25 protein-coding genes are annotated in these 26,073 nt (G+C 55.4%); 14 read left to right on the top strand and 11 right to left on the bottom strand.

All coding sequences use genetic code 11. From position 1 onward, the window contains the following. Nucleotides 1-35: 35 nt before the first annotated feature. Together uvrC and uvrY are read right to left on the bottom strand one after the other, a co-directional pair. Nucleotides 36-1,868: an excinuclease ABC subunit UvrC gene (uvrC, locus tag NR114_RS03010; RefSeq protein WP_020826237.1), complete on the bottom strand. Its 1,833-nt coding sequence runs from the start codon at nt 1,866-1,868 to the stop codon at nt 36-38. Then, nucleotides 1,861-2,517 carry a UvrY/SirA/GacA family response regulator transcription factor gene (gene uvrY / locus NR114_RS03005; protein WP_041414407.1) on the bottom strand — a complete coding sequence of 219 codons (657 nt, stop codon included), beginning with the start codon at nt 2,515-2,517 and terminating at the stop codon, nt 1,861-1,863. Before uvrY ends, uvrC begins: the two co-directional genes overlap by 8 nt. A 785-nt stretch (nt 2,518-3,302) precedes the next feature. Here uvrY and NR114_RS03000 point away from each other — a divergent pair. Both NR114_RS03000 and NR114_RS02995 read left to right on the top strand, forming a co-directional pair. After that, complete coding sequence (locus tag NR114_RS03000; RefSeq protein ID WP_020826235.1) at nt 3,303-3,527, top strand: DUF2594 family protein; 225 nt, start codon at nt 3,303-3,305, stop codon at nt 3,525-3,527. A 111-nt stretch (nt 3,528-3,638) separates the two neighbouring features. Next, entirely contained in the window at nt 3,639-3,980 is a 342-nt protein-coding gene (locus NR114_RS02995; RefSeq protein WP_020826234.1) for a GlpM family protein, read from the top strand. Between the two features lie 14 nt (nt 3,981-3,994). Here the strand turns inward: NR114_RS02995 and NR114_RS02990 are convergent, their stop codons facing one another. Next, nucleotides 3,995-4,426 carry a hypothetical protein gene (locus NR114_RS02990; RefSeq protein WP_046373938.1) on the bottom strand — a complete coding sequence of 144 codons (432 nt, stop codon included), beginning with the start codon at nt 4,424-4,426 and terminating at the stop codon, nt 3,995-3,997. A gap of 230 nt (nt 4,427-4,656) precedes the next feature. Next, nucleotides 4,657-4,971, bottom strand: a complete 315-nt coding sequence (locus tag NR114_RS02985; protein WP_071844565.1) for a hypothetical protein — start codon at nt 4,969-4,971, stop codon at nt 4,657-4,659. A gap of 462 nt (nt 4,972-5,433) precedes the next feature. Here NR114_RS02985 and NR114_RS02980 point away from each other — a divergent pair, with 462 nt between their 5' ends. Beyond that, nucleotides 5,434-5,790, top strand: coding sequence for a hypothetical protein (locus tag NR114_RS02980; RefSeq protein WP_020826230.1), 357 nt, complete (start codon nt 5,434-5,436; stop codon nt 5,788-5,790). A gap of 254 nt (nt 5,791-6,044) precedes the next feature. Here the strand turns inward: NR114_RS02980 and NR114_RS02975 are convergent, their stop codons facing one another. From NR114_RS02975 to NR114_RS02960, 4 genes are read right to left on the bottom strand one after another with little or no spacing between them, the layout of a single operon-like run. After that, nucleotides 6,045-7,307 (bottom strand): FAD/NAD(P)-binding oxidoreductase, encoded by a 1,263-nt coding sequence (locus NR114_RS02975; protein ID WP_234530414.1) that lies wholly within the window; start codon nt 7,305-7,307, stop codon nt 6,045-6,047. Beyond that, on the bottom strand, nt 7,300-7,560 hold the full coding sequence (locus NR114_RS02970) for a (2Fe-2S)-binding protein (protein WP_234530415.1): 261 nt from the start codon (nt 7,558-7,560) through the stop codon (nt 7,300-7,302). Before NR114_RS02970 ends, NR114_RS02975 begins: the two co-directional genes overlap by 8 nt. Then, nucleotides 7,557-8,681 (bottom strand): FAD-binding oxidoreductase, encoded by a 1,125-nt coding sequence (locus NR114_RS02965; RefSeq protein WP_234530416.1) that lies wholly within the window; start codon nt 8,679-8,681, stop codon nt 7,557-7,559. Before NR114_RS02965 ends, NR114_RS02970 begins: the two co-directional genes overlap by 4 nt. Continuing rightward, a complete protein-coding gene (locus NR114_RS02960; protein WP_234530418.1) occupies nt 8,681-9,628 on the bottom strand; it encodes a 4-hydroxyproline epimerase in 948 nt (315 codons plus the stop codon). Before NR114_RS02960 ends, NR114_RS02965 begins: the two co-directional genes overlap by 1 nt. A gap of 388 nt (nt 9,629-10,016) precedes the next feature. Between NR114_RS02960 and NR114_RS02955 the strand changes: the two genes are divergently transcribed. From NR114_RS02955 to NR114_RS02935, 5 genes are all read left to right on the top strand, one after another. After that, the gene (locus NR114_RS02955) at nt 10,017-10,862 is read left to right on the top strand and encodes an AraC family transcriptional regulator (protein WP_020826224.1); all 846 of its coding nucleotides are present in this window, start codon (nt 10,017-10,019) and stop codon (nt 10,860-10,862) included. 207 nt (nt 10,863-11,069) lie between these two features. Next, complete coding sequence (locus NR114_RS02950; protein WP_020826223.1) at nt 11,070-11,990, top strand: dihydrodipicolinate synthase family protein; 921 nt, start codon at nt 11,070-11,072, stop codon at nt 11,988-11,990. A 57-nt stretch (nt 11,991-12,047) separates the two neighbouring features. Further along, nucleotides 12,048-13,658: an aldehyde dehydrogenase (NADP(+)) gene (locus NR114_RS02945; RefSeq protein WP_234530419.1), complete on the top strand. Its 1,611-nt coding sequence runs from the start codon at nt 12,048-12,050 to the stop codon at nt 13,656-13,658. Nucleotides 13,659-13,702: 44 nt separating this feature from the next. Next, nucleotides 13,703-15,268, top strand: a complete 1,566-nt coding sequence (locus tag NR114_RS02940; protein ID WP_234530420.1) for an APC family permease — start codon at nt 13,703-13,705, stop codon at nt 15,266-15,268. Nucleotides 15,269-15,286: 18 nt separating this feature from the next. Continuing rightward, nucleotides 15,287-16,300, top strand: coding sequence for an Ldh family oxidoreductase (locus NR114_RS02935; protein WP_174574041.1), 1,014 nt, complete (start codon nt 15,287-15,289; stop codon nt 16,298-16,300). Between the two features lie 55 nt (nt 16,301-16,355). On the opposite strand, the gene NR114_RS02930 is transcribed toward NR114_RS02935, so the two are convergent. Together NR114_RS02930 and NR114_RS02925 are read right to left on the bottom strand one after the other, a co-directional pair. Further along, nucleotides 16,356-16,784: a universal stress protein gene (locus NR114_RS02930; protein ID WP_020826219.1), complete on the bottom strand. Its 429-nt coding sequence runs from the start codon at nt 16,782-16,784 to the stop codon at nt 16,356-16,358. A 177-nt stretch (nt 16,785-16,961) separates the two neighbouring features. Next, complete coding sequence (locus NR114_RS02925; protein WP_256824817.1) at nt 16,962-17,678, bottom strand: autoinducer binding domain-containing protein; 717 nt, start codon at nt 17,676-17,678, stop codon at nt 16,962-16,964. Between the two features lie 345 nt (nt 17,679-18,023). Between NR114_RS02925 and NR114_RS02920 the strand changes: the two genes are divergently transcribed. From NR114_RS02920 to NR114_RS02900, 5 genes are read left to right on the top strand one after another with little or no spacing between them, the layout of a single operon-like run. Continuing rightward, nucleotides 18,024-19,553: a 3-hydroxyacyl-CoA dehydrogenase NAD-binding domain-containing protein gene (locus NR114_RS02920; protein ID WP_187962632.1), complete on the top strand. Its 1,530-nt coding sequence runs from the start codon at nt 18,024-18,026 to the stop codon at nt 19,551-19,553. 9 nt (nt 19,554-19,562) lie between these two features. Continuing rightward, the gene (locus NR114_RS02915; protein ID WP_187962958.1) at nt 19,563-20,774 is read left to right on the top strand and encodes an acetyl-CoA C-acyltransferase; all 1,212 of its coding nucleotides are present in this window, start codon (nt 19,563-19,565) and stop codon (nt 20,772-20,774) included. Nucleotides 20,775-20,789: 15 nt separating this feature from the next. Beyond that, complete coding sequence (gene hemA / locus NR114_RS02910) at nt 20,790-22,001, top strand: 5-aminolevulinate synthase (RefSeq protein ID WP_187962631.1); 1,212 nt, start codon at nt 20,790-20,792, stop codon at nt 21,999-22,001. Then, complete coding sequence (locus tag NR114_RS02905; protein WP_020826214.1) at nt 21,998-23,170, top strand: MFS transporter; 1,173 nt, start codon at nt 21,998-22,000, stop codon at nt 23,168-23,170. The genes hemA and NR114_RS02905 overlap by 4 nt, the downstream gene beginning before the upstream one ends. Then, nucleotides 23,163-23,882 (top strand): enoyl-CoA hydratase-related protein, encoded by a 720-nt coding sequence (locus tag NR114_RS02900; RefSeq protein ID WP_129982502.1) that lies wholly within the window; start codon nt 23,163-23,165, stop codon nt 23,880-23,882. The genes NR114_RS02905 and NR114_RS02900 overlap by 8 nt, the downstream gene beginning before the upstream one ends. A 105-nt stretch (nt 23,883-23,987) precedes the next feature. Here the strand turns inward: NR114_RS02900 and NR114_RS02895 are convergent, their stop codons facing one another. Beyond that, complete coding sequence (locus tag NR114_RS02895; protein WP_046373950.1) at nt 23,988-24,287, bottom strand: putative quinol monooxygenase; 300 nt, start codon at nt 24,285-24,287, stop codon at nt 23,988-23,990. A 480-nt stretch (nt 24,288-24,767) separates the two neighbouring features. Here NR114_RS02895 and NR114_RS02890 point away from each other — a divergent pair, with 480 nt between their 5' ends. Beyond that, nucleotides 24,768-26,006, top strand: a complete 1,239-nt coding sequence (locus NR114_RS02890) for an MFS transporter (protein WP_082100052.1) — start codon at nt 24,768-24,770, stop codon at nt 26,004-26,006. Nucleotides 26,007-26,073 lie beyond the last annotated feature (67 nt).

Genomic DNA, 26,073 nt, shown 5'->3' with positions numbered 1-26,073 from the left:
GGAGTGGGAATTAAGAGTATGTTGCTACATTGCCCTCAGTGTTTCAATGCATTGTAGATCTTTTCTGCCAATGCTTGTGAAATACCCGGCACTTTTGCAATTTCCTCAACGCTGGCGTTCAATAATGGTTGAAGTCCGCCCATATACTTCAACAGCACCTGTCGCCGTTTTGGCCCAACGCCGTCGATCAGTTCCAACGCGCTGGTGTTTCTTACTTTTGCCCTTCTCTGCCGATGCCCGGTTATCGCGTGGTTATGCGAATCATCGCGGATATGCTGGATAACATGCAGCGCCGGTGAATCCGACGGCAAGGCAATACCCTCGCCTTCCGGTACAAAGAACAGCGTTTCCAACCCGGCTTTGCGGTCGGCCCCTTTGGCGATGCCAATCAGCAAGGGTTTGTTTTTATCCCAGGTCACGTTCAGCGAGTTAAATACATCAATCGCCATACCGAGTTGCCCCTTGCCGCCGTCGATAAAGATAACGTCGGGGATTTTTTTCTCTTCGAGAGCCTTACCGTAACGGCGCTTCAATACCTGCGCCATCGCGGCATAATCATCCCCTGGCGTTATGCCGGTGATATTATAGCGCCGATATTCCGAACGTAGCGGACCATTCGAGTCAAATACCACACAGGAAGCCACGGTTTGCTCACCCATGGTGTGGCTGATGTCGAAACATTCCATGCGGTTAATTTCGGCAAGGTTGAGCACCTTCGCCAATTCGGCCAACCGCTGATGGATAGTCGACTGCTGTGAAAGCTTGGTGGTTAGCGCCGTCGCCGCGTTGGTACGAGCCAATTTAAGGTAGCGTGCGCGATCCCCTCGCGGTTTGCTCTGAATCTGAATTTTCCGGCCGGCAAGTTCTGAAAGCGACTCAGCCAGCAGGTCTTTCTCCGGCAGAGTAAAGTCCAATAGAATTTCCGCCGGCAAGGTGCGCATCTGGCTGCCCTGCAAATAAAACTGGCCGACAAAGGTTTGCACCACTTCGCTCATGTCGGTGCCGCCCGGCACTTTCGGGAAGTAACTGCGGCTGCCCAACACTTTACCCTGACGGATAAACAGCACGTGCAGGCAAGCCATACCGGCATCGAAGGCCACGCCGATGACGTCCAGATCGTCGCTATTGCCGGAAACGAACTGACGTTCGGTCACCCTTCGCACCGCCTGGATCTGATCGCGAATGCGTGCCGCTTCTTCAAAGTTCAGTGTCTTGCTGGCGTTTTCCATCCTTTCGATCAACTGGTGTAATACCTGCTGATCTTTACCGGACAGGAACAGGCGCACGTAATCCACCTGCTGCCGGTACTCTTCCTCACTCACCAATCCGGCGACGCAAGGCCCCAGGCAACGCCCAATCTGATATTGCAGGCAGGGACGCGAACGGTTGCGATACACGCTGTTCTCGCACTGGCGTATCGGGAACAATTTCTGCAGCAGCGCCAGCGTTTCACGCACGGCATAAGAATTGGGGAACGGCCCGAAATATTCCCCTTTGGCGTGTTTAGCGCCGCGATGAACCGCCAGGCGTGGGTGGCTGTCCGCGCTGAGGAAGATCAACGGATAAGATTTATCGTCTCGCAAAAGAACATTATATCGCGGTTGGTATAACTTTATGTAGTTATGTTCCAGTAATAGCGCTTCTGTTTCGGTATGAGTAACAGTTACGTCTATTTGGGCGATATTTTTAACCAACGTCTCAGTCTTTCGACTACTCACCTGTTGGCGAAAGTAACTGGCGAGGCGCTTTTTCAGGTCTTTGGCTTTACCGACATAGATAACCGTGCCAGTAGCGTCGTACATACGGTAGACGCCAGGCTGGCTGGTTACGGTACTGAGAAATGCTTTGGCATCAAAACGGTCACTCACTGCTTAACAACGTCTCCGCATTGAACAATCCGTGTCGAATAGCCAGGTGTGTCAATTCAACATCACCGCTGATATTCAGCTTGCTGAACATGCGGTAACGATAACTGTTCACTGTCTTGGGGCTGAGACTCAGCTGTTCTGAGATCTCGTTAACTTTTTTGCCTTTGGTGATCATCAGCATAATCTGTAGCTCACGCTCAGACAGGCAGCTAAACGGGGTTTCCGTTTGCGGCTCCAGTTGGCTCAACGCCATTTGCTGAGCAATATCGGACGCAATGTAACGCTGCCCAGCTTGCACAGTACGAATGGCATTCACCACATCCTGCGGCGCAGCGCCTTTACTGAGATAGCCCGCGGCACCGGCTTGCATCACCTTTGCAGGCAATGGATTTTCAGTGTGAATAGTCAGCATGATGACTTTTACGTCCGGCGCATAGCGTACAATTTTACGCGTGGCTTCCAGCCCGCCAATGCCCGGCATATTCATATCCATAAGAACGATATCTACAGCATTGCCACGGCACCATTTCACGGCGTCCTCACCGCACTGGGCCTCCCCGACAACTTTTATACCTTTGATATCTTCAAGAATGCGTCGAATCCCTGCGCGCACCAGTTCGTGGTCATCAACAAGAAGAACGCTAATCAAGGAAAAATCTCCAAAAAGAAGGGAGTAACGCAATCAGCCTCTGTTATAGCCCGAGATATTACTTGTTTTTCAGCCAAGAATGAACACAGATTAATACTTACTCCCGATTAACTTTGCGCTGTGGGCCTGATTTTTGAATTTTAGTCACTCAGCGTAGCCCGATAAAGTGGTCGTCCGCCGATGAAAAGCAGGCGACACCAATATTACCCACTATGCCCAAGTTTATGATACTGCGTCAATCCTACACCGCAGGTAAAATCTGTGTAAACAATCACAGCACAGATTATATTAACACGAACACAACAAAACTGTAATGCATTGAAATAAAACAAAATAGTAAAAATGGCATTATCCATCAGTACAAAATCTATTACGAAAAAAATTATTCACTTCACGTTTGGGTTACATCGAGCAAGATGGCAGCGTTAAACATTTAAATAATATCAGCCCGTAAACAATAAGCTCGTGGACAACGACTTATTAACTTGTCCAAAATAACTTAAGCATTATTCTTCTGGCAACGGGATGTCATGAGAAGTCAATCGCTTTATTAATCAGTAGTGCGTATGCACTATAATCTTAAGACCGTTTAATTCTCGTCCAGCATGCGGATAACTGCAGTTCAGGCCGATTCACGCTATCAATGCAGATGGATATCTGCATGCTATGCTATACTCCGCGCCCAGTTAAATACGCATCTGCATGTCTGAGTAAGTTCAATCGGTGTGGGTGCGCGTCAAAAAGCACATTGTTTCAGGCTTCGGCCTCAAAAATCAGGAGAGAAAATGAGCAACGTTGACTTTACTACGTCTGCAAACCCGGAAACGCTGGCGACAGAAGTCGCCTGCCTTAAAGCCACGCTAACGCTGATCCTGAAATCGATCGGTCAGGCCGACGCCGGGAAAGTCATTATCAACATGGAACGCTTTATCGCGCAGATTGAAGATCCCACCCAGGCCGAGATCTTTAAAAACAGCATTCAGCAGATTAAGCACGCCTACCGCCAATAAGCTGCCGCACTTCCGGCCTGCCATAACCGCGGGCCCGTTTTCCCCCTGCCCCTGTGATTGATCACCCTGACACTTTCAGGCAATGTGTTTTTATTTACGTCAGAGAAACATATGGGCATCGTGGTAAAAGCGCTGATTGGCGCACTGGTGGTGGTACTCATTGGCCTGCTTGCCAAAAGTCGCAGCTACTATATTGCCGGTTTGGTGCCGTTGTTCCCTACCTTTGCACTGATTGCCCATTACATCGTCGGCAGCGAACGCTCAATCGAAGCGTTGAGAACCACGCTGATTTTTGGCATGTGGGCCGTTTTACCCTATCTGGTGTACCTGATCTCGCTGTATTTCTTTATCAACAGCATGAGATTGTCTTGGGCGCTGGCCGCTGCGGTAATATGTTGGATCGCAGCGGCCTGGCTTTTGATTACCCTGTGGGGATGGTGGCAGGGGCGTTGACTGCCCCGCCAGAATTACGGCCTGCCGGCCTGCAGAACAAATCCGCGTTGCATATCTCCTGCCACGCGGAAATAGCGACTTTCACCGGCACGCAACGTCATCGGTAGCCGGCCGCTGGTATCGCGCCAGATACACAGACTGTTTTCGATCATATCCTGCCCAATGCTGATTTCATTATTGCCGACCGGAACCCGGAACTCAGCCTTTTCTTTCGCCGCCAGCGACGCAGCAAACTCCCCGTTGATATAAACCCCGGTTCGGCAACTGCCTGCCAACATTCCGCTGTCACGTACTACCACCAGGGTCGCATAAGGCGTCTGCGGCATATTTTGATAAAGCAACAGTCGGCTAGGAGGCGGTAATTCGGCCTGCTGCAGCGGAACGGACTGCGTAGCGCAGCCAGACAACAGCAAGGTAGTAACAAATAACGCGGCGTAATGCTTCATCCTGAGCTCCTGGGAAAAACCAGTCTTTATAGTAGCAACAGAATAGGCTGCGGCTGTAGCGCTGGGATAACATCAATACAAAAATAAGATAATTTCCAGTGATCTGAAGAACATCGGGAGCACAACGGATTGGTCCTCGCCAACCGCGATGTTTGTTAGACAACGCGGTCGATAGCATAAGAAAATTCCGTAGTTAGTATATTGAAATGAATAAGATTTTTATAATTTCCTTAAAGCTTGACCATACGTTTTTGAATGTCTTCGCGAAAGGCGTCACCCACAAAATTAAAACCATCCTCAGTCACATAAACGCGTGAGTAACCATTATCTGATAACGTCGTCACCATGTAACCCGCGCTTATCATCTCTGCTGAAGGCGCATTCATCAGCGTGAGAAAACCGCGTCCCCGGCACCATTGATAAAAACGAGTACGACCATAACCCAATGAATCCCCAACATCGGAAAGGTTTCTTAACCTGTCACAATCTTCTGATAATGAAGGTAAATCAGCACTGTCTTTAGGTACTTCCGATTTATTCGCCAAAATAAAACTCCCTTTAACGTCTTCATCATCATGACAATCACTTCTCGATCCTGAATCTAAAAAATTTGCGCATGAATTGCAATCGTATTACCGGCAAATTTAATAATAGTTTTAATTTCGATAATTTATAAAAAGCAATAAAAAAGTCCCTATTCTAATTCACGGTTCTTCAAATACCTTTGTGTAACCAATAATAAGAATTAATCTTTAGGTAAATATCTTAAAAAATCACTTCCCATATATATTCAATAAAAGTTAGCAGGTACATTATAACAAGCGGGACTATTTCATGATTGGGAGTAACGTTCTTAGCCCTGCACTGTCGGTATTACATCAACCTCGCCTAAACAATAACTATTATCATTTCCAATTTTAACATCAGTTTATTACACTCATGCCCTATCTCGCTTAGGAAGATTCTTAGCGTGTGAATACAGGACGAAAGGAAGAGTTAGGGATACCATGAAGACGTTTAGCTTTTTGATTATTTTGCCATTAATGACATTAACCGCCTGCACCCAGTGGGAGAAACCCGGTGCCGGCAATGCCACCCGCGACATGGAATATGCTGAATGCAAAGCTCGCGGTTACGAACGTTTCCCTCCCGATGTGGTGAGAGATTTTGAGTTTAGCTACGAAAACCAATACCAAAGCTGTAAAAAAGACAAAAAAGACTGCCCGGCAGGTTACCGCTACGAAAAACAGCCCTCGTTCAAGACAGTGCAGAACGATCGTAACGAAGATGCTCGCTCAGCGACCATAGAAGCCTGCATGTATGGTAAAGGCTGGCATGAGAAAACCTATTACTGGCCACAGTGAAGGTAATACCAACGGCGCGGTCGGCGCACTGCCCCACGCGCCCGTAAGGATCACTCATCATCGCCATGCGGCATGCCGGTCCTGGGTTTAGGTTTACCACCTTGCGGCTTTTTATCTTTTGCGGCCGATAGCGCCCGGCTAATCAACCACAACAAAAGCGGTATTAACAGCAGGCACAGCCCCAGCGTAATCAGTGCATTCGTCATCCGTTATCCGCCCGATTTGTCCGGTCATCTTGCCTGAGTGTAGCAGGCTTATTCGTCAGTCTCGATGTCGTTCAATCGGGCCAAGGTTTCGATCCTTACCGGCGTCAATGGTATCCGCGGTGCCGGTAGCGGCCAGCCAAGCAAATGACGCGCCGCCGTCGCGCAAATCTTCCCCTGGCAAGCCCCCATGCCACAGCGGCTGCTCAGCTTGGCCGCCGTCCAGTCAGGAAAGCCGTTTAGCTGGCCTAAGGAAACATCTTCACAACGGCACACCAAAGTTTGCGGTTCTGCCAACGCTTTCAGCGCGGGATTCAAGGCAAAAGCCTGTGCCACAGCATCGGCGAATCGCCTCCATTTATCACGTTGTCGCATCAATCCCTTCGCCCGTTGTTGATTGTCGGTGGCGACATACCCGGCAATCGCTCCTTCCGTCAGTGCCAGTTCGCTGCCCCCTATTCCGGTGCATTCACCGGCGGCATAAATTTTCGGCTGGCTGGTTTGCTGGTTCTCGTCCACGGCAACGGCGTCATCACTAAGGCGGCAGCCCAGCAGCATCGCCAGTTCGACGTTCGCCACCAGGCCAAAACCGCAGGCCAAGCGTTCGCAGGCCAGCGTCGTCACGCGAGTGCCCGTCTGCAGCCGTATCGCCGTCAGCCGTTGATCACCTATTGCCTCCAGCACAAAGCTGTCAGGACGATAATGACGGTTGAACAGGGCAAATGACTGGCGTAATTTGGCTGGCCAACGCCACAACCCGCCAGCAAACGCCGCCAGGTGCATGGCTGACGCCTGTTCTGCCACCCTCACCACTTCTCCCCCTGCTTTAATCACACTGTCGGCCACCGCCATCAGTAACGGGCCACTGCCGGCAATCGCCACCCGCTCCCCTTTGATCGGCAATCCCTGTTTAATCTGCGCCTGCAACCCACCGGCACCGGTGACGCCAGGCAACGTCCAACCGGGAAACGGCAATAGCAACTCACGTGCGCCACAGCACAAGATCAATGTTTGATAGTCCACCACTCCGCTGCCAGTCGCAGCTTCGTAGAGGATTTTCTGCGGCCCACAACAAGCGATGATTTTCACCCCGTTCAGCAGGGTCACGTTGCTCAGCGCTTCCACCGCCCGCCGATACTGCTGCGCCAGCGCCGGTAGCGCCACGTTGGGTCCGTCACGCCAGATCTGCCCGCCCGGGCGCAGGTTATCATCAAGCACCAGCACCGACTGGCCACTTTCTGCCGCCGCCCGGGCCGCCGCAAGCCCGGCCGGGCCCGCACCGATAACCAACACATCGCACACGAGGTCACCCATTCTCCGTCCTCTCAATCTGCATTCCCGGCTGGCAGAGGGTCTGACACGCCAGCCGCCGCAGGCCATTTACGGTCACGCGGCACTCTTGGCAAACTCCCATGCCACAAAACGGCGTGCGCACTTGCCCGCTGACCGAAACGCGACAGCTGTCCTCGCCACTCAGACTGAGCGCCGCCGCCACGCTAACCCCTTCCGGAACCCAGAGGCTTTCACCGTTAAGGGTCACATTCAGTAGATCCTGCTTTTGGCTCATACCGGCAATACCTCCGTACTGAACATGCGCGCAGCCAGATAAGGCGTGTCGTCAATCGCCGGGCGATGATGATGGATCTGGGCGGAAATCAGCTCAGCACTGCCCAACGCGGTGGTGACGCCTAACCCTTCGTGCCCCAGCGCCAGCCACAGCCAACGGTGTTGCGGATGCGGGCCCAACAGCGGCAAACCGTCGGCGGAGGCGGCACGCTGGCCGGTCCAACAGCGAATGACGTTCATCTGTGCCAGCGTAGGCAGAAAAGCGTTGGCGCGCGCCAACATTGCGGCCAGCAACGGAAAATCGATGTCATTGCCTGGGGCGTCAAACTGGCGCGATGAGCCGATCAACAACTGGCCGGTTGGGCGCGCCTGAACGTTAAACGCCACCGAAGTCCCGTCGCTGGCATGGGCGCTGGCGCCATACCCCAATTCAACCAACTGATGATGGATCCTGTGCGGATAGCGATCGGTAATCGCCAACTGCCCTTTTTTGGCCCGCAGTATGGGCTGTTCCAGCAGCCTGTTGGCCTGCAGACCGCAGGCCAGCACCACTGCCGGTGCCGTCAGACGCTCACCACTCGCCAGCACGATGGCCCGTTCTTCCAACGCGCAAGCCTCCCCGGTAATGACTCTGATTGCCGACCCGGCGTCGTTCACGAGCCAGCGGGCCACGTTAGGTGCATAGACGATGCCATCGCCCGGCACTCGCAGCCCGCCCGCCAAACCGGGGCGTAGCATAGGTTCCAGGCCTGCCACCTGTGCGGCACTTTGTATTTCGCTGGCCACGCCATACTCCGCCATACGTTGGCACTTGGCTTCGGCAATCGCCATTTCATCGTCCCGCTCTGCCAGCCACAGCGTACCGCAGCCACGCCAGGCGCAGTTTTCCGGCAGTCGTTCCACCAGGCTGCGCCACAGCTGCAGTGAGTAGGCGCTTAAGGCCAGCTCGGCAGGGTTGTCGTCCATACACACCAGGTGCCCCATGCCTGCGGCGGTCGCACCGGCGCGCTGATTATCCACCAGCAGCACCTGCAGCCCTTGTTGCGCCAGGCGCCAGGCGCAGGCGGCACCAATAATGCCGGCCCCCACCACGATCGCTTCAGCACGCCTGTCGGCAGCCATCAGCGGATACCCCAAACGAAAGGATCGCGCTCATCCAACAGCAGTTGGCTGTCAGCGCATACATAGGCTTGCCCACGGATAAACGGCGTTACCCGATCGCCGTTGCGTTGGTAATACCCGCTGAACTGGCTGCCGATCACGCTCGCCTGGCGCCAGATCTCACCCGGTTGCAGTTTGCCGTCGGCCGCCAGACAGGCCAGTTTGGCGCTGGTGCCGGTCCCGCAGGGTGAGCGATCATAGGCTTTACCCGGGCAAAGCACGAAGTTACGACTGTCCGCCTGCGGATCGGCGGCAAACAGTTCGATATGATCGATAACCCCGCCGTCTTCGCCATAAATCCCCGCAGACTCCAGAGCCACCCGCACCGCCCAACAAAAAGCGGTGAGCGCGTCCAGGTTTTGCGTATCGATCGCCAGGTGATGTTCACCGATAAGGAAAAACCAATTCCCACCCCAGGCAATGTCACCCACCACCGGGCCATAGCCGCTCACCTCCACCCTTACCTGGCGGCGGTAGCGATAGGCCGGTACGTTTTCCACCGTCACGCTGCCATCCTCATGCAGTCTGGCATTTACCGTACCGACAGGCGTTTCAATCAGGTGATCTCCCACGCCAATTCGCCCCAAATAGGCCAATGAGGTCACCAGACCAATGGTGCCGTGGCCGCACATGCCCAAATAGCCGGCGTTGTTGAAGAAAATCACCCCGGCAGCGGCCTGCGGCGAACAGGGCTGGCAGAGTAAAGCCCCGACCAGCACATCATTGCCGCGCGGCTCCAGAATGATGGCGCTGCGCCAATCATCATAATCTTGGGCAAATCGGGCTTTGCGCTCCGCCATACTGCCGCTACCCAAATCGGGAAACCCTTCGATGATCAACCGGGTAGGTTCACCGGCAGTATGGGAATCGATCGCCCGCAGCGCGGTGAAATGCGAAGAAAGTGCCATCGGAGCCTCCTGAGTTAATGAAATGTTACCGTTGGCGTTAGACTGACCGAATATGTCAGCGGCGGCTTGATACATTTCGGCTCGGCACATGCAGAAATCAGCACAATCCTTAATTGGATATCCGGTTAACGCCGAACAGAGAAAAGCGATGAGCCATAAGAATGAGTTATTTATCAAATCGTTACTTTTATGTTATTTCCAGACTTGTGCGAAAGATGCGATTTTTTTCTGCGTGGAATGTGTCACGGAGGGAAAAAGTTTGCGGTGATCCGCATAATTGACGGCTGCGCTTGAAAAGTTACAAGAAAGTTAATATTGATGAGGCGCGTCAACATGGCCGGCCCGGCCACTCCAGATTCTGTGCCATCCAGCGGGGAAAGGTATTGCCATGCGATTAACTCAACGCCATCAGGTTATCACTGACACCAGGCCCGCTTTCGATGAACAGGAAGATGACGTTTTCGCCGTTGAGCAACTGTCCCGCTGGTGCGACGGCCTGGCACAGCAACGGCCGAATACTCTGCGCGACCTGCTTAATTCCCTGGCGTTGATCGCCCCGCTGTTCAATGCCATGCCCAACGTGGTGTTCTTCATCAAAGACGTGCAAGCCCGTTATCTGTTCGCCAATCTGACGCTGGCCAAACGCTGTGGGTTTAAAACCGTCGCGCCGCTGCTGGGCAAAACCTCGGCGGACGTTTTCCCCGCCCAGCTCGGATCGGGGTATACCGAGCAGGATCTCCGCGTGCTGCGTCACGGGGAGCTGATCCAGGATCAGCTGGAAATGCACTTGTATAACGGACGTGAGACCGGTTGGTGCCTGACGCAAAAGCTGGCGCTGTACGATGCGCAGGGCAAAATCATCGGCATGGCCGGCATTTCGCACGATCTGCAGGAAGCCAAGGCCAATCACCCAGCCTATCAGCGGCTGGCGGCCATCGATGTCTACATTCGCCAGCATTACGCCCGGCCGATCGCACTTGAGGAACTGACGACGCTCACTGCACTTTCCGTGGCGCAGATTGAACGTTACTGCAAACGCATTTTTCATCTCACGCCGCGCCAGATGATCCACAAGGTGCGGCTGGAAAAAGCCACCGAACTGCTGGCCGGCGATATGCCGATTACCGACATCGCCTTGCAGTGCGGCTACACCGATCACAGCGCATTCAGCCGTCAATTCAAAGCCATGACCGGTTCAACGCCGCGCGACTTCCGCACCACCATAACCCTTTAATACACTGATTTATATTAGTAAAAAAATCGCTATGGTGCCTTGTGCATCAGGTTCCTTCTCGTCTGAAACCCCGCCTCACTGTGCCAATTTCGTCATGGCATTCGGCGAAAACCGTCAAGCCCCTGCGAACAATACAGGTCAATCTGTGATTGGATTTTACCAATAATTCACCATTGATTAACAAACTTGGACGACAGGAAAAACACTATGAGCCATAAAGCCATTAGCTGGAGCGGCGTATTCCCGGCGGTCAGCACCCAGTTCCGCAGCGATTTTTCTCTGGATCTCGACGCCACCCACACGGTGATTAAAAACCTGGTCAAAGACGGCGTTTCGGGCCTGGTGGTGTGCGGCACTGTGGGTGAGAACACCTCGTTGACCGTTCAGGAAAAACTGTCGGTGATTGAAGTGGCACGCGACGCAGCTCAGGGTCAGGTCCCAGTGATTGCCGGTATCGCCGAGTTCACCACCGCCTTTGCGCGCAATATGGCGCGCGAAGCCCAGAAGGTCGGCGTCGACGGCATTATGGTAATGCCGGCGTTAGTCTATTCAGCCAAACCCCATGAAACCGCAACGCATTTTCGCAGCGTCGCTACCGCCACCGATCTGCCGATCATGGTCTACAACAACCCGCCGATTTATAAAAACGACGTGACGCCGGACATCCTGACGTCACTGGTCGATTGCGAAAATATCGTCTGCTTCAAGGATTCCTCTGGCGACACCCGTCGCTTTATCGATCTGCGCAACGAAGTGGGCGATCGCTTTGTGCTGTTCGCCGGGTTGGATGACGTGGTGCTGGAAAGCATCGCCGTCGGCGCCGAAGGCTGGATCTCCGGCATGTCTAACGCCTTCCCGCGTGAAGGCGAAACCTTGTTCCGTCTGGCGAAGCAAAAACGCTTCGAGGAGGCGCTGGCGCTGTACAGCTGGTTTATGCCGCTGCTGCATTTGGATGCGCGTCCCGATCTGGTGCAGTGCATCAAGCTGTGTGAAGAGTTGGTGGGTCGCGGCAGCGCCATTACCCGTCCGCCACGTCTGGCATTGCAGGGCGATACCCTGGCCGAGGTCACCGCAGTGGTCAAAAAAGCGCTGGCCAACCGCCCTGCGCTGCCGGATGTCGGCCTCTGATCGCCACTCACGCCCGGCGGCCTGCCGGGCTCTGTCACTGACCCAACGGGGGAACCCATGTCCAACGCCCATACCATCAGCGGCCAACAGTTTATCGGCGGTCAACGCCGTGCCAGCGGCGAGGCCCAGCTTGTCAGCCTGCGCGCCGACAACGGTCTGCCGACCGGCCACGTTTTTTTCTCGGCCAGTCACGAAGAAGCCGCCGCCGCCGCCGATGCCGCCGCACAAGCATTCACGGCCTATTCTCAGCTCAGCGCCGAGCGTCGAGCCGACTTTCTTGAGGCCATTGCCGACCAATTAGACGCTCTGGATGAGGATTTCTTCGGCTTCGCCATGCAGGAAACCGCCCTGCCATTAGCCCGACTGAGCGGCGAACGGGCCAGAACCAGCGGCCAAATGCGACTGTTTGCCACCCTGCTGCGCCGTGGGGATGTGCATGGCGTGCGCATAGACAGCGCATTGCCTCAACGAACGCCGGTGCCCCGCCCGGATCTGCGGCAGTATCGCACCGCCCTCGGGCCAGTGGCGGTGTTTGGTGCCAGCAATTTCCCATTGGCATTCTCCACCGCAGGCGGAGACACCGCGGCCGCGTTGGCCGCAGGCTGTCCGGTGGTGTTCAAGGCGCACAGCGGCCATATGATCACCGCAGAACTGACCGCGCTGGCCATCGAACGGGCAAGAGAACAACAGCAGATCCCGGCCGGAGTTTTCAACATGATTTACGGGGACCACATTGGCGCGGAACTGGTGCAGCATCCGGCCATTCAGGCGGTGGGTTTCACCGGATCGCTACGGGGCGGCCGGGCCTTGTTCGATTTGGCCCAGCGGCGCGCCCAACCGATCCCGGTATTTGCCGAGATGTCGAGCATCAACCCGCTAATCATTATGCCGCAGGCTTTAGCCCGCCGTGGGCAGCAGATCGCCCGCGAGCTGGTCGCATCCTTCACCCTCGGCTGCGGCCAGTTCTGCACCAAGCCTGGGCTGATCATCGGGCAACGCGGCGAAGCATTCAGCGAATTTGTGCGCGAACTGTCCGCACAGGTCAACGCCGCGCCTGCTCAAGCCATGCTCAATGCCGGCACGCTGGCCAATTACCGCCGCGGATTGGCTGCTCTTGATGAGCAAAACGGCATCCGTCACCTGGCCGGTCATCGCGAAGAGCGCCCGCATTTAGCAACGGCACAGCTCTATCAGGCCGATTTCGATTTGCTGCTCAGCGGAAACCCGCTGCTGCAAGAGGAAGTGTTTGGCCCGGCAGCCATTCTGGTTGAAGTGGAAGATCGTCGACAGCTGACCGCCGCACTGGACAGCCTGCAGGGGCAACTGACCGCCACGCTGCTGACAGAAAACGAGGATCTGGCCGACGTAGAACCGCTGGCCCAACGGCTGGCCCAAAAAGCGGGGCGGGTATTGTTTAACGGTTATCCGACCGGGGTAGAAGTCTGCGATGCCATGGTGCACGGCGGGCCTTATCCGGCCACCAGCGACGCACGCGGTACGTCGGTGGGTACGCTGGCTATTGAACGTTTTCTGCGCCCGGTCTGCCTGCAGAATTACCCCCCTGCATTGCTGCCCCCGCAGCTGCAAGACAGCAATCCACTGGGCCTGCTGCGGCTGGTTAACGGGATTTACACCCGTGAACCTCTCCGCTCACCAGCCAACGACTGACCAAATCGCATCTGTCTGCCACCTAATAACAAAAGGGTCATTCCATGACAACCCGAGGCAAATTCAAGAAGCAGCTTACGCTCACCGATCTGACGTTTATCGGCCTGGGCGCAATCTTTGGTTCCGGCTGGCTGTTCGCCGCCAGCCACGTCTCTTCCATTGCCGGCCCGGCCGGTATTTACTCCTGGCTGATCGGCGGCCTGGCGGTGTTGCTGCTCGGCATTGTCTATTGTGAGCTGGGCGCAGCGCTGCCGCGCGCCGGCGGTATTATCCGCTATCCGGTGTTTTCCCACGGTGAACTGATGGGCTATCTGCTGGGCTTTATTACCCTGATCGCGTTCTCCAGCCTGATATCCATTGAGATCGTGGCCGCCCGTCAATACGCCGCCGCCTGGTTTCCTTTTTTGAGCCAACCGGGCTCCGGCGATCCGACGCTGATCGGCTGGCTGGTCCAACTGTTGCTGCTGTGTTTTTTCTTCGCGCTGAACTACTACAGCGTCAAAACCTTTGCCAAATCCAACAACCTGATCAGCGTGATTAAATTTGTGGTGCCGCTGTTGGTAATCGTCGTGTTGTTCAGTTTCTTCAAACCCGAAAACCTGCACAGCCAGGGGTTTGCCCCCTTTGGCTCCGCCGGCGTCGAAGCCGCCATATCCGCCGGGGGGATTATTTTCGCCTATCTGGGCCTGACGCCGATTATCTCGGTTGCCAGCGAGGTGCAAAACCCGCAGCGCACCATTCCTATCGCGCTGATCCTGTCGGTGGTGTTGTCCACGCTCATTTACGTGCTGCTGCAGGTGGCTTTCCTCGGCAGTATTCCCAGCGAGATGCTGAGCGGCGGCTGGGCCGGGATCAGCCAGCAATTTTCGCTGCCCTACCGTGATATCGCCATCACCCTGGGCATGGGCTGGCTGGCTTTTCTGGTGGTGAGCGATGCGATTATCTCGCCGAGCGGCACCGGCAACATTTATATGAACGCCACACCACGCGTGGTATACGGTTGGGCGCGCGCCGGCACCTTCTTTAAAATATTCACTCGCGTCGACGGCGAGTCCGGCATTCCGCGTCCTGCTCTCTGGCTGACTTTCGCCTTGTCGATCTTCTGGACGCTGCCCTTCCCTTCATGGGAGAAGCTGATCGGCGTGGTTTCCGCCGCGCTGGTCCTGAGTTACGCGATTGCGCCCGTCACCGCCGCCGGCCTGCGCCGCAATGCCCCTGAGCTGCCGCGACCATTTTTCGTGCGCGGCTTCTGCGTGCTCGGTCCGGTGTCATTTATCATCTCGGCGCTGATCGTCTACTGGTCCGGTTGGAATACCGTCTCCTGGCTGCTCGGCCTGCAAATCTTGATGTTTGTGGTCTATATCCTGTTCAAAAATAAGGTGCCGACCCACGCCGTCAGCCTCAAACAGCAGATTTGGTCCTCGCTGTGGCTGATCGCCTTCTATGCGCTGATTATCATCGCTTCTTATCTCGGCAGTTTTGGCGGCATCAACGCTATCGGTCACCCATGGGACACCATCACCGTCGCAGTCATTGCGCTGGCGATCTACTACTGGGGCGCCTATACCTGTTTACCTCGGGCGAATTTTGCCGGTGATGAAGAAGAGTAAATCCAGAGGAGATATCTGATGACGCAAACCCAGAGGCTGACGTTGGAGCAAGCCTATGAGCTGGCGCTGAAGGCATTGCGCAGTAACGGATTCAGCGCCGAACACGCCGATGCCGTCGCCCAAAATGTGACGGCCGGTGAACGTGACGGCTGCGCTTCGCACGGTTTGTACCGAGTGCTTGGCTGCGTGCGTTCGCTATTGGCGGGCAAAGTTTCCGCCGATGCCCGTCCGACGCTGATTGATCAGGCCCCGGCGATCTTGCGGGTCGACGCCCACGATGCTTTTTCGCTGCTGGCCTATCGCACGGCGCTGCCGGTTTTTGTCGAAAAGGTACGCACCAACGGCATTGCCGCGCTGGCCATTAACCACTGTGTGCATTACTCGGCACTATGGGCCGATATCGAACCTTTAACCGATCAAGGCCTGGTGGCGTTGGCCTGCACGCCCAGCCATGCCTGGGTCACGCCAGCAGGGGGAAGCCGGCCGTTGTTCGGTACCAACCCTATCGCCTTCGGCTGGCCGCGGCCGCAGCGGCCCCCCTTTATTTTTGATATGGCCACCAGCGCCGCCGCACGCGGCGAGATTGAACTGCATCGTCGTGCCGGTACCCCGTTGCCGCCAGGCTGGGGCATAGATCAACAGGGGAAACCCTCTACCGATGCCCAAAGCGTGTTGCAAGGTGCGATGCTGACCTTTGGCGGTCATAAAGGCTCGGCGCTGGCGGCGATGGTTGAACTGCTTGCCGGGCCGTTGATTGGCGATATGACCAGTAAGGAATCGCTGGCCTACGATCGGCAGACCGGCTCCTCCCCTTACGGCGGCGAGCTGATCATCGCCATGGATCCCGATCGTTTTCTGGGGCCGGATAAGGTGGCGCATTTGGCCAGGGCGGAAGCCTTGTTTGCTGATATGAGCGAGCAAGGGGCGCGCATTCCGGGTGAACGGCGCTTTCAACAACGGCAATACAGCGAACAGCACGGCGTCACCATCCCGCAGGCGTTGTATGAGGAGATTGCGGCTCTCTGTCGCTAACGTTTAATAATGAGGCAGGCCCACAGCGTTAAACTGCGGGCCTGATTTGAAAGGATTACCGGACAACCATCACCGAAATATTGGCATGGCGAACAATGGCCGCCGCATTGGAACCCAGCAGATAGGTTTTCACGCTCGGTCGGCGCGAGCCGATGATGATCAGATCGGCTTCGATTTCCTCCGCCAGTTCCAGTACCTGATCGCGTGGCGAACCGAAGCTGACGGTGTAATCCAGCCGCTCCAGCGGAAGGTCGATTTCCGCCATGATCTGCTTAAGCTTATCCACCGCCTTCACTTCCGCCTTGTTCTCAAACTCTTTGATGCCGAACGAGTAAGCGGTAACGAATGCCGAGGCGTCCGGCAGCGCATGGAAAAAGTGCACTTTGGCACCGGACATTTTCGCCAGGTACACCACATGCTCCAGCGCATGCTCGGTCAACAGATCTTCTTCAATATCGATCGGCACTAATATGGTCTTATACATATCACATCCCTTCTATGTAACCGTGGTGCCCACAGGGTACTGCCGGGGAGGATAAGGGTGAACCGCTTTGTCGCGCTTTTGTGATCGGCGGTAAATACTGAGTGGGATATTTCCTTATTTAACAAAATATAAACACAACCCGTCTAACGGCTAGCCGAATAATTATTTCAAAGGCGGCTAAATCAGCTGTAAATACACCGCTTTTGCGGTAGCGGCGGTTTTTTTGGCCACCGACAGCTTTTTAATCGAGTTACCGATGTGGAAATTTACGGTGCGCTCACTCAAGCCCATTAACAGCGCCGTTTCTTCCGAGGTTTTGCCTTCGCTGCACCAGCGTAAAATATCTTTCTCACGCAGCGTCAGCACATCCTTTATTGCCTCGTCGTTTACCGATATTAATGCTTCGCGCAGCGTCTTGTGGGCGGTCTGCGCCAGCCACAGAAAGAAAGTTTCGTTACGTGCCCCGGCCTGCGGGGACTGAGTGGGGATACTCTTACCGGCAAAAGTGAGGATGCCCAACCGGCCGTAGCAATCCTTGACGGACTGCGACCAGCCTTCACGAATGCCGTACTGCGCCATGCGCCACCACAGCTCCGGTTTATCCCGGTAGAACGGCTCGTCCCAATAGAATTGCAGCGTAGAGTGATGGGCCTGCTCGATCATCGGATCCTGCAGGTAGATCCGCAATTTGCGATAGTCCTCAAGATATTGCGCAGGATAATTGCCCTCTATCAGCATCTTGGGCCGGCTGGCCGGGTAGCAGGAAAAGACCGTATAAGAGAAGTACTCGAAGCCCAGCGCCTGAGCGCAAGGTGCCAGACGGTTTAAAAAAAGGTCGCGGTCAGACAGGCTGCCAAGCAGATCATCCATCAAAGGCTGAAAGTGAGTGTCCATAACACGGGTTCTCCAGAGCACAGCGCCGCAATCATTAAGTGAGGTTAACTATAGTGGAGGGCTCAGGGCGACAACAGCCGTTTCATATAATAAAAAATACCATGGCTATAACAAAAACAGCTATTCCCCTGTCATTATTAATAAATAACGACTTTATATTGCACCGGCGCTAAGAATTTCGCGAATAACATAAAGCCTGTTTATTGTAAACCTGTCACTTCTACCGTTAGACAGTCACTCCGCTGCCAATTACCTTCGCCATAGGCACCTGGTGCTTTTTAAATTCAAATAAAATATAAGCATTTGCGAATTTTGCAAAGCAGAAGAATACTCACGGGGATTTTTATGGCAGAGAATAATACGGTAATAAATTCGGTCGCCGTGATTGGCGCCGGAACCATGGGCAGAGGTATTGCCTATCTTTTGGCACTGAACGGCATACGAACCCTGCTTTATAATCGCAGCGCTCATTCTTTGAATCAGACACGTGATTATATTGTCGGTGACCTGAATAAAAAAATCGATAACGGAAAAATAAGCCAACAGAAAAAAGGCGAGATCTTGGCCAACCTGGTTTTCTCGCCTGTTTTCGACGCTATCGCCGACAGTGACCTGGTGATTGAAACCATTGCGGAACATGAACCCACCAAGCATGAGATCCTCGCGGCCATTGCCGCCACGGTAAAAAAAGAGGCGATTATCGCCACCAATACCTCTTCGCTGTCGTTGAATAAACTGGCCGCGGGCATAGAAAATAACTCGCGCTTTATCGGCCTGCATTTCTTCAACCCGGCACCGCTGATGAAGCTGATCGAAATTATCCCGTCCTATTTTACCGCCCGGGTCACAACCTTACGCTGCCAGCAGTTGGTCACGGCGATAGGCAAACAGTTTGTGGTCTGCAAAGCCACGCCGGGCTTTATCGTCAATCGCATGGCGCGGCCTTTTTATCTGGAAGGTTTTCGCCTGCTGGAAGAAAACGTGGCGCTGGCACCGCAAATCGACCGTGCGCTCAAGGCCGGTGGCCACTTTCGCATGGGGCCTTTGGAACTGACTGATTTTATCGGTCAGGACATTAATTATCAGGTCAGCAGCCAGATTTGGCAGGACATGCAGTATGACCCCCGCTACACCCCCGGCCATTTGCAACGTTCGCTGGTGGATGCCGGGCTGTTGGGGAAGAAAAACGGCCGCTCCTTTTTTTCTCCCTCGGCTGACACAGCCACCCCACCGGCTGCCGGCGGCGGTACGCTGAGCTCGCTGCATTTTTTTGGCGAACATCCGCTGTTCGATCTGCTGCAACAGCATGCCCTCGCGACCTGGGCGCCCCTCCCAATAACACGTCAGCCGGAACACCCGGTTCTGGGACGGTTTATCCAGGTGAATGACAGTCTGGCAGTCAAAATCACCGATGGGCGAACGGCCAATCAGCTTGCCGACTTAGCGGGCCTCGATACCTTCGTGATCGACGTTGCACTGAACTACGCCAACACCGCTTTTCTGGTGGCGGCCCACAGCCAACAGGCTACCGAGACGAATAAAGCGCTGTTCCTCACGCTGCTGCACGCGGTGATCCCGCAGGTGGAGTTTGTTAAAGATTCCCCAGGCCTGATCGTCGCGCGGGTTCTGAGCAGCCTGATCAATGAGTCGGTGATCATGGTGGAGAGCGGGGTTTGTAGCCGAGAAGACATCGATATCGCCGCCGTGGCCGGCGTCAACTATGCCGACGGCATTTTTGCCTGGCTGGCTCAGCTCGGGCAGAAAAACGTGAAATCGACGCTGGATAATATGGCGCAACTGCTGCATTCCGCCCGCTATTACCCGCATTACTCGTTGCTTCACACCACAAGGCCCGAGCTGGCCGTCGCGCCCTAAGGAAAAATGATGACGATTAAAGACGATGGGGTCTATCTGATCGACGGTACGCGCACGGCGATCGGCGCCTACGGCGGTAGTCTGGCATTAACCCGCCCGGACGATATGGCGGCCTCGATTATTCGGGCGTTGCTGCAACGACACCCGGAAAGCGAGGCAGATGTTGATGAGGTGGTGCTGGGCTGTGCCAATCAGGCCGGTGAAGACAACCGTAACGTTGCGCGCATGGCGGCGTTGTTGTCCGGTCTGGATCAGGGAGTACCGGCGATTACCCTTAACCGGCTGTGCGCCTCCGGGCTGGACGCCGTGATTTATGCCGGCGCAAAAATCAAAAGCGGCCTTAGCGATCTGGTGTTGGCCGGCGGTGTCGAAAGCATGAGCCGCGCGCCCTATGTGATGAGCAAAGGCGAAACGCCATTCGATAAGGGGATCAAACTGTTCGACACCACGCTGGGCTGGCGCTTTGTCAACCCTCAGTTGGCGCAACGCTATGGCAGCGATCCGTTGGGCATCACGGCCGAAAACGTCGCGCAGCAATACCGCATATCCCGCGAGGATCAGGATAATTTTGCCCTGGCGTCGCAGCAAAAGGCCTGGCGGGCTATCGAAAATGGCCGATTGGCCAGGGAGATCACCGCGCTGGATGTTCAGGTCGATCGCAAAACCCGCCAATCCTTCGCGCAGGACGAGTTCCCGCGCCAGACCACGCTGCAAAAACTGCAGGCGCTGAAGCCGGCCTTCACCCCCGAAGGCTCGGTCACCGCCGGGAATGCCTCAGGTATCAATGACGGTGCCGCCGTGCTGTTGCTGGCCAGCGGTCGCTATGTCAAGCGCAAGTCACTCCAGCCGCTGGCGGAAATTGGCGACAGCGCCAGCGCCGGCGTTGCCCCCGCGTTGATGGGCATTGGGCCGATCGCCGCGACCGAGCGTCTGTTAGCACGTACCGGTTTTACGCTGAATGATTTCGACGTCATTGAAATTAATGAGGCATTTGCCGCGCAGGTGTTGGCGACGCTGCAAAGTTGGCGCATCGACTTCGACGATACGCGAGTCAATCCGAACGGTGGTGCCATCGCCCTCGGGCATCCGCTGGGCATGTCCGGCGCGCGTCTGGTGCTTTCCAGCGCGCTGGAGCTGCATACCCGGCAATTAAGCAATGCGCTGGTGACGATGTGTGTCGGTGTCGGCCAGGGTGTTTCATTGGTGATTAAAGCCCTCTAATGTAAGGAATTCCGTATGAGCGTATTGAACATTCTTGAAGAAAAACTGGCCGAAACCAAAAAACAGGGCCGGTTCCGTGAGTTCCTCAATCTGGAACGCAGCGTGCTGGATAAACCCTGGGCCACCAGCCACGGGCAACAGGGTGAGCGCCGTCTGAACGTCTGGTGCTCCAATGACTATCTGGCGATGAGCCATCACCCCAAGGTGATTCTGGCCACCACCGAGGCGGTAAACAGTGTCGGGCTGGGTACCTGCGGGGCACGCAGTATTTCCGGCACGTCGATCTACCACAGCGAGTTGGAAAGCTTGCTGGCCAAAGCCTACGGCAAGGAGTCCGCGCTGTTGTTCACCACCGGCTTTGGGGCCAATGACGCCACGCTCTCGACGCTGTGCGACGCCATTCCCAATCTGATCGTCTTTTCTGATGAGCTGAACCATGCTTCGATGATTTACGGCATTCGCTACAGCAAGGCGGAGAAGAAAATCTTTCGCCACAATGACGTTGCGCACCTGGCCGAGCTGCTGCAGGAAGCCGATCCGCAGCGTCCCAAGCTGATCGCCTTCGAGTCGCTCTATTCGATGGACGGCGACTTTGCCCCGCTGGCACAGATTGTCGCGCTGGCGGAGAAACATCAGGCGCTGACCTATCTGGACGAAATCCACTCCGCCGGCGTTTACGGCCAGCGGGGCTTGGGTTATGCCGAACAACTGGGCCTGCTGGACAAGATCACCATTATTCAGGGGGGCTTTGGTAAGTCCTACGGCGCTGCCGGTGGCTATATCGCCGCACCGCGCGCGGTGGTAGAAGCCGTACGCAGTTGGGCACCGGCGTTCGTCTTCAGCACCTCCTCCCCCGCGCCGGTGGTGGCGGCGGCGCTGGCCAGCTTCAAATACAACCTTGAGCATGACAACCAACGCAAACATCTGCTGGCGATAATCGATCACCTGAAATCCGGCCTGCGTGCCGCCGGTATTCCTCTGGTCTCGGAGGACAGCCATATTCTACCGGTGCTGGTCGGCGATCCACACCGCAACAAACACATCAGCAAACAACTGCTCGATGAGTACGATATTTACGTGCAACCGGTCAATGCCCCGACGGTGCCGGCCGGCAGCGAACGTTTGCGGGTTACGCCGACCTCGGCCCATACTCATGAGGACGTGGAATATTTCCTGGCGGCGCTAAGCAAAATCTGGGCCGCCAATGCGTTACGGAGAGCGGGATGAAGTTGACGGACTACAACGGCCATTTTCTTACGCTGTGTCTGATGGCGACCGGCACCTTTGCCATCGGTACCGATGCGTTTATCGTCGCCGGCATACTTGACGAGATTTCCGGCACCTTTGCCGTCAGCCCTGCGCAAGCGGGGCAGTTAATCTCGGTCTTCGCCCTGGCCTACATGGTGTTCGCTCCGCTGACCGCCTGGCTGCTGGGCAACCTCAACCGCAAACATATCTTGCAGTTGGCACTGGTGTTGTTTATCGCCGGTAACCTGGTTTGCGCCTATGCCGACAGCTTTTTGCAAATCTCCGCGGGGCGCGTACTGGCGGCGCTGGGGGCGGCTTGCTACACGCCGCAGGCCGCCGCCGCCGCAGTCGGGCTGGTGGCGGAAAAACGCCGCGGACTGGCGATATCGATTGTGTATGGCGGCATGACGCTGGCTATCGCGCTGGGCATTCCCTTTGGCACCTTCCTGGCCAAGCTGATCGGCTGGCGGGAGATCTTCCTGCTGATCGCCCTGTTAGGTGCCGTTGCGCTGCTGGGGCTTTCGCTGGCGCTGAACGCCATCGCCGCGCCGGGGAAACATTCGCTGAAAGAGCGGTTGGCCCCACTGCGACAAAAGGCAGTGCTGACCACGCTGCTGATCACCTTCTTCGCCGTCTGCTCCGAACACATTGTTTACAGCTATGTGAGCGTATTACTGAAGAATACTCAGTTGGGCCCGGAGGCGATTTTGCCCCTCGCGTTACTGGTGTTCGGCATCGGGGCCGTCATCGGCAATTTCGTTTCCGGTTTATTAACCGATACCTTCGGCAGTAAATTTGTCCTGCTGTTTTCCGTGTCGATTCAAACCCTTTCATTGTTCCTTCTGGCCTTTTACGTCACCTCACCCTGGTGGGTGCTGGCAATATTTCTGGTATGGGGGATTACCGGCTGGATGTATCTGGTGCCTATTCAGCACCACTTGCTGTCGCTGTCCAAACGTTTTGGCGCGCTGACCGTGTCGCTGAACAGCTCGGTACTGTATGCCGGCATTGCGGCGGGGGGCATGCTCGGCGGCCTGACGCTGTATACCTTGCCCGCTTATTACCTGCCGCTGTTTTCGTTGCCGTTGGGCGCCATCGCCCTGCTGCTTACGCTGGTGTTCTTCCAGGGAGAAAAAAGCCATGACTGACCTGCCGCCACCGGTGCTGTATGAACAACAGGACGGCATCGCCGTGATTACCCTGAACCGGCCGGAAAAAAAGAACGCCATCAATTTGGCGATGGCTCGCCTGATCCAACGCTACCTGCAACAGGCCGAGCAGGATGAAAAGGTTCGGGTGATCCTGTTGACCGGTCAGCCTCAGGTGTTCTCGGCCGGGATGGACGTCAAAGCCTTTCAGCAGGGCGAACTTCCGGTGGTCGATCCGAATGGCTTTGCCGGCCTGGTGCATGCGCGACTCACCAAGGTGATTATCGCCGCCGTGGACGGTATCGCCTTCGGCGGAGGGTTCGAGATAGCGCTGGCCTGTGACCTGATCGTCGCCGGGCGGGATGCGCAATTCAGTTTCCCGGAGACCGGGCTGGGGCTGATTGCGGCACAAGGCGGATGTTCGCGCCTGCCGGTGCGCATCTCCCCCTATATCGCCCTCGACTGGTTACTGACCGGTCGCGTGATAGGCGTGGAGGAAGCCTGGCGGCACGGTGTTATTTCACGGATCAGCGAGGGAAGCGCTCTGGAAGAGGCACGGCTGATCGCCGTGCAAATCGCCCAGAAGAACCCGCTGGCTACCCAGGCGGTAAAAGCCATCGTTCGTCATGGGATGACGCAACATGAGGCCCCCAGCTTTGATTACCAACAAAGCTGGGTAGATCAGGTGCGGTTGGCAGCAAAAGTCTTTTAAGAGCATTCTGAGGGAATGGCAATCATTCGCAGTCTAATTTTTAATCACTACAAGACCGCAATTGAGAAGCCATTGACCCCGCTCTGCGGGGATTTTTTTGCCTGGTTAACCTTCGTCTGAGGGAAAAGGCTGCATAAACAAAAAGGTACAAGGCTTGCTCTGGTGCTGATTGATTAAAGGCACCAGGCGCTTGAAATGCTCGGTTTGGCAATGCGTGTCCAACGCTGCCCGATCGGGCCACTCCTCGACGAAAATAAAATGCCCCGGATCCTGATGGTCAATCAACAACTCATAGGAGAGGCAGAGCGCCTCCTGACGGGTTTTCTCTACCAATTCGCGATACAGCGGCAACACCGTTTCAATACGGTCGTGCTTGATAAAATCTTCAGCAATCACCTTTAGCATGGCGTCTTTTCTCTTTCAATTTATCTGTCATGGGTGGCCACTCTACCCTCGAAGACCAGACTTTGCCTTCATTAATCGCGGTGATAATTCAAAGCTTGTCATTCAGTGATTACGCGCACAGATATTCATCAGCAGGCTTGAATCACGACCGGCCATGTGTGAATTTCAGGTTAACCAATTGTCAATTTTTGGTTTCTACCAACAGATTTACCGTGGCTGCACAGGACAGGATAGCGTTCATTGCTGCTTTTTTTTGCCCACAAAGGCCTGACCATTAGTCCTTTAGACCTTTGAGTGAAAACTGAAAACCGACGGTGAATGTTCCGCAGTGGCAATAGGTGCAGGCAAGCTGCCGGCGTTACACCGCCGGCCCCAGTCATTCAACCTGTTTGAGAGGGTAGCCCCGTGAGTAATACGACCAACACCAGTTCCGCGCTCAATTCAGCGATTAAAAAAACGTGGCGCAGATTAATCCCCATGATGTTCTCTCTGTATTTCGTCGCCTTTATCGATCGGGTAAACGTAGGCTTTGCCAAGGAGGCAATGTCGGTGGATATTGGCCTGTCGCAATCCGCCTTCGCATTGGGTGCAGGGATTTTCTTCGCGGCTTACGCCATCTTCGGCATTCCAGCCAACCTGATGATGAACAAACTAGGGGCAAAAGTCTGGCTTAGCGCCACCACGGCAGTGTGGGGGGCCTTGTCCGCCTGCACCGGTTTCGTCAGCAACGAATATCAATTTATCGCCTTGCGCTTCCTGTTGGGGTTGGCCGAGGCTGGCTTCTACCCGGGTATCCTGTTGCTGGCTTCCCTTTATTTTCCCAATAAGGTTCGAGCCTCAGTGATAGGTATCTTTGTCCTCGGGGTTCCCGCGGCCTTGACCCTGGGCTCGCCCATTTCTGGTGCGTTGCTCGAAATGCACGGCGTGCTGGGGCAGCCAGGTTGGTTCTGGATGTTTGTTCTGGAAGGTTTACCGGCCGTCGTGTTGGGGATCTTCGCCTATTTCTATCTTGACGACAGCCCGGCCAAGGCGCGATTTCTTAACCCGGAAGAGAAGCAGGCGTTGGTGGCACAGTTGGCCCTGGAGCAAACAAATACCGAGGCCAGCAGCGTGAAAGAGGCGTTGAAAAATTCCAAGGTTTGGCACCTGGCGTTTATTTACGGCACCATTCAGGTCGGCGTGTATGGCCTGTTGTTTTTCCTGCCCTCGCAGGTGGCCTCGCTGATGGGCACCAATATCGGGTTTAAGGCATCGCTGGTAGCGGCAATTCCCTGGGCCGTTTCTGCATTTGGGGTCTATTACATCCCGCGTTATGCCGACCGCAAAACCTCCCGCCGCTTGCCCATCGCCATCGGCTGCATGGTGATTGCCGCACTGGGATTGGTTGTTTCGTCCTATGCCGGGCCGACTGTTGCCATTATTGCGTTGTGCTTTTGCGCCGTCAGCTTCCTGGCGGTGCAGCCGATATTCTGGACCTTACCGGCGCAGATACTTTCAGGCCCGGCGCTGGCGGCCGGCATCGGTTTTTGCACCACGCTGGGCGCACTGTTCAGTTTCCTGGCGCCGCTAATCCGTACCGAGGCAGAACTGCGCTTCGATAGCCCGCATGCCGGCCTGATCGTACTGGCAATTTTCTCTTTGCTGTGCGCCGCGCTGATTTTTGCACTCAAAGGGTGGGCTACGCAGAGCGCCGAGCGTCAGGCTCAGGTGAGTGGGTAAGCCTGGGCTGAAGCCCATTCGATTTAGCTTATATTGAAGCGGTGAATGAGACACTGACCCTACATTT

It is taken from the genome of Serratia sp. Ser99 (assembly GCF_024519545.1).
GTDB lineage: Bacteria > Pseudomonadota > Gammaproteobacteria > Enterobacterales > Enterobacteriaceae > Serratia > Serratia liquefaciens.
The sequence above is the reverse complement of the archived record's forward strand: the minus strand, read 5'-3'. Positions and strand labels throughout refer to the sequence as shown.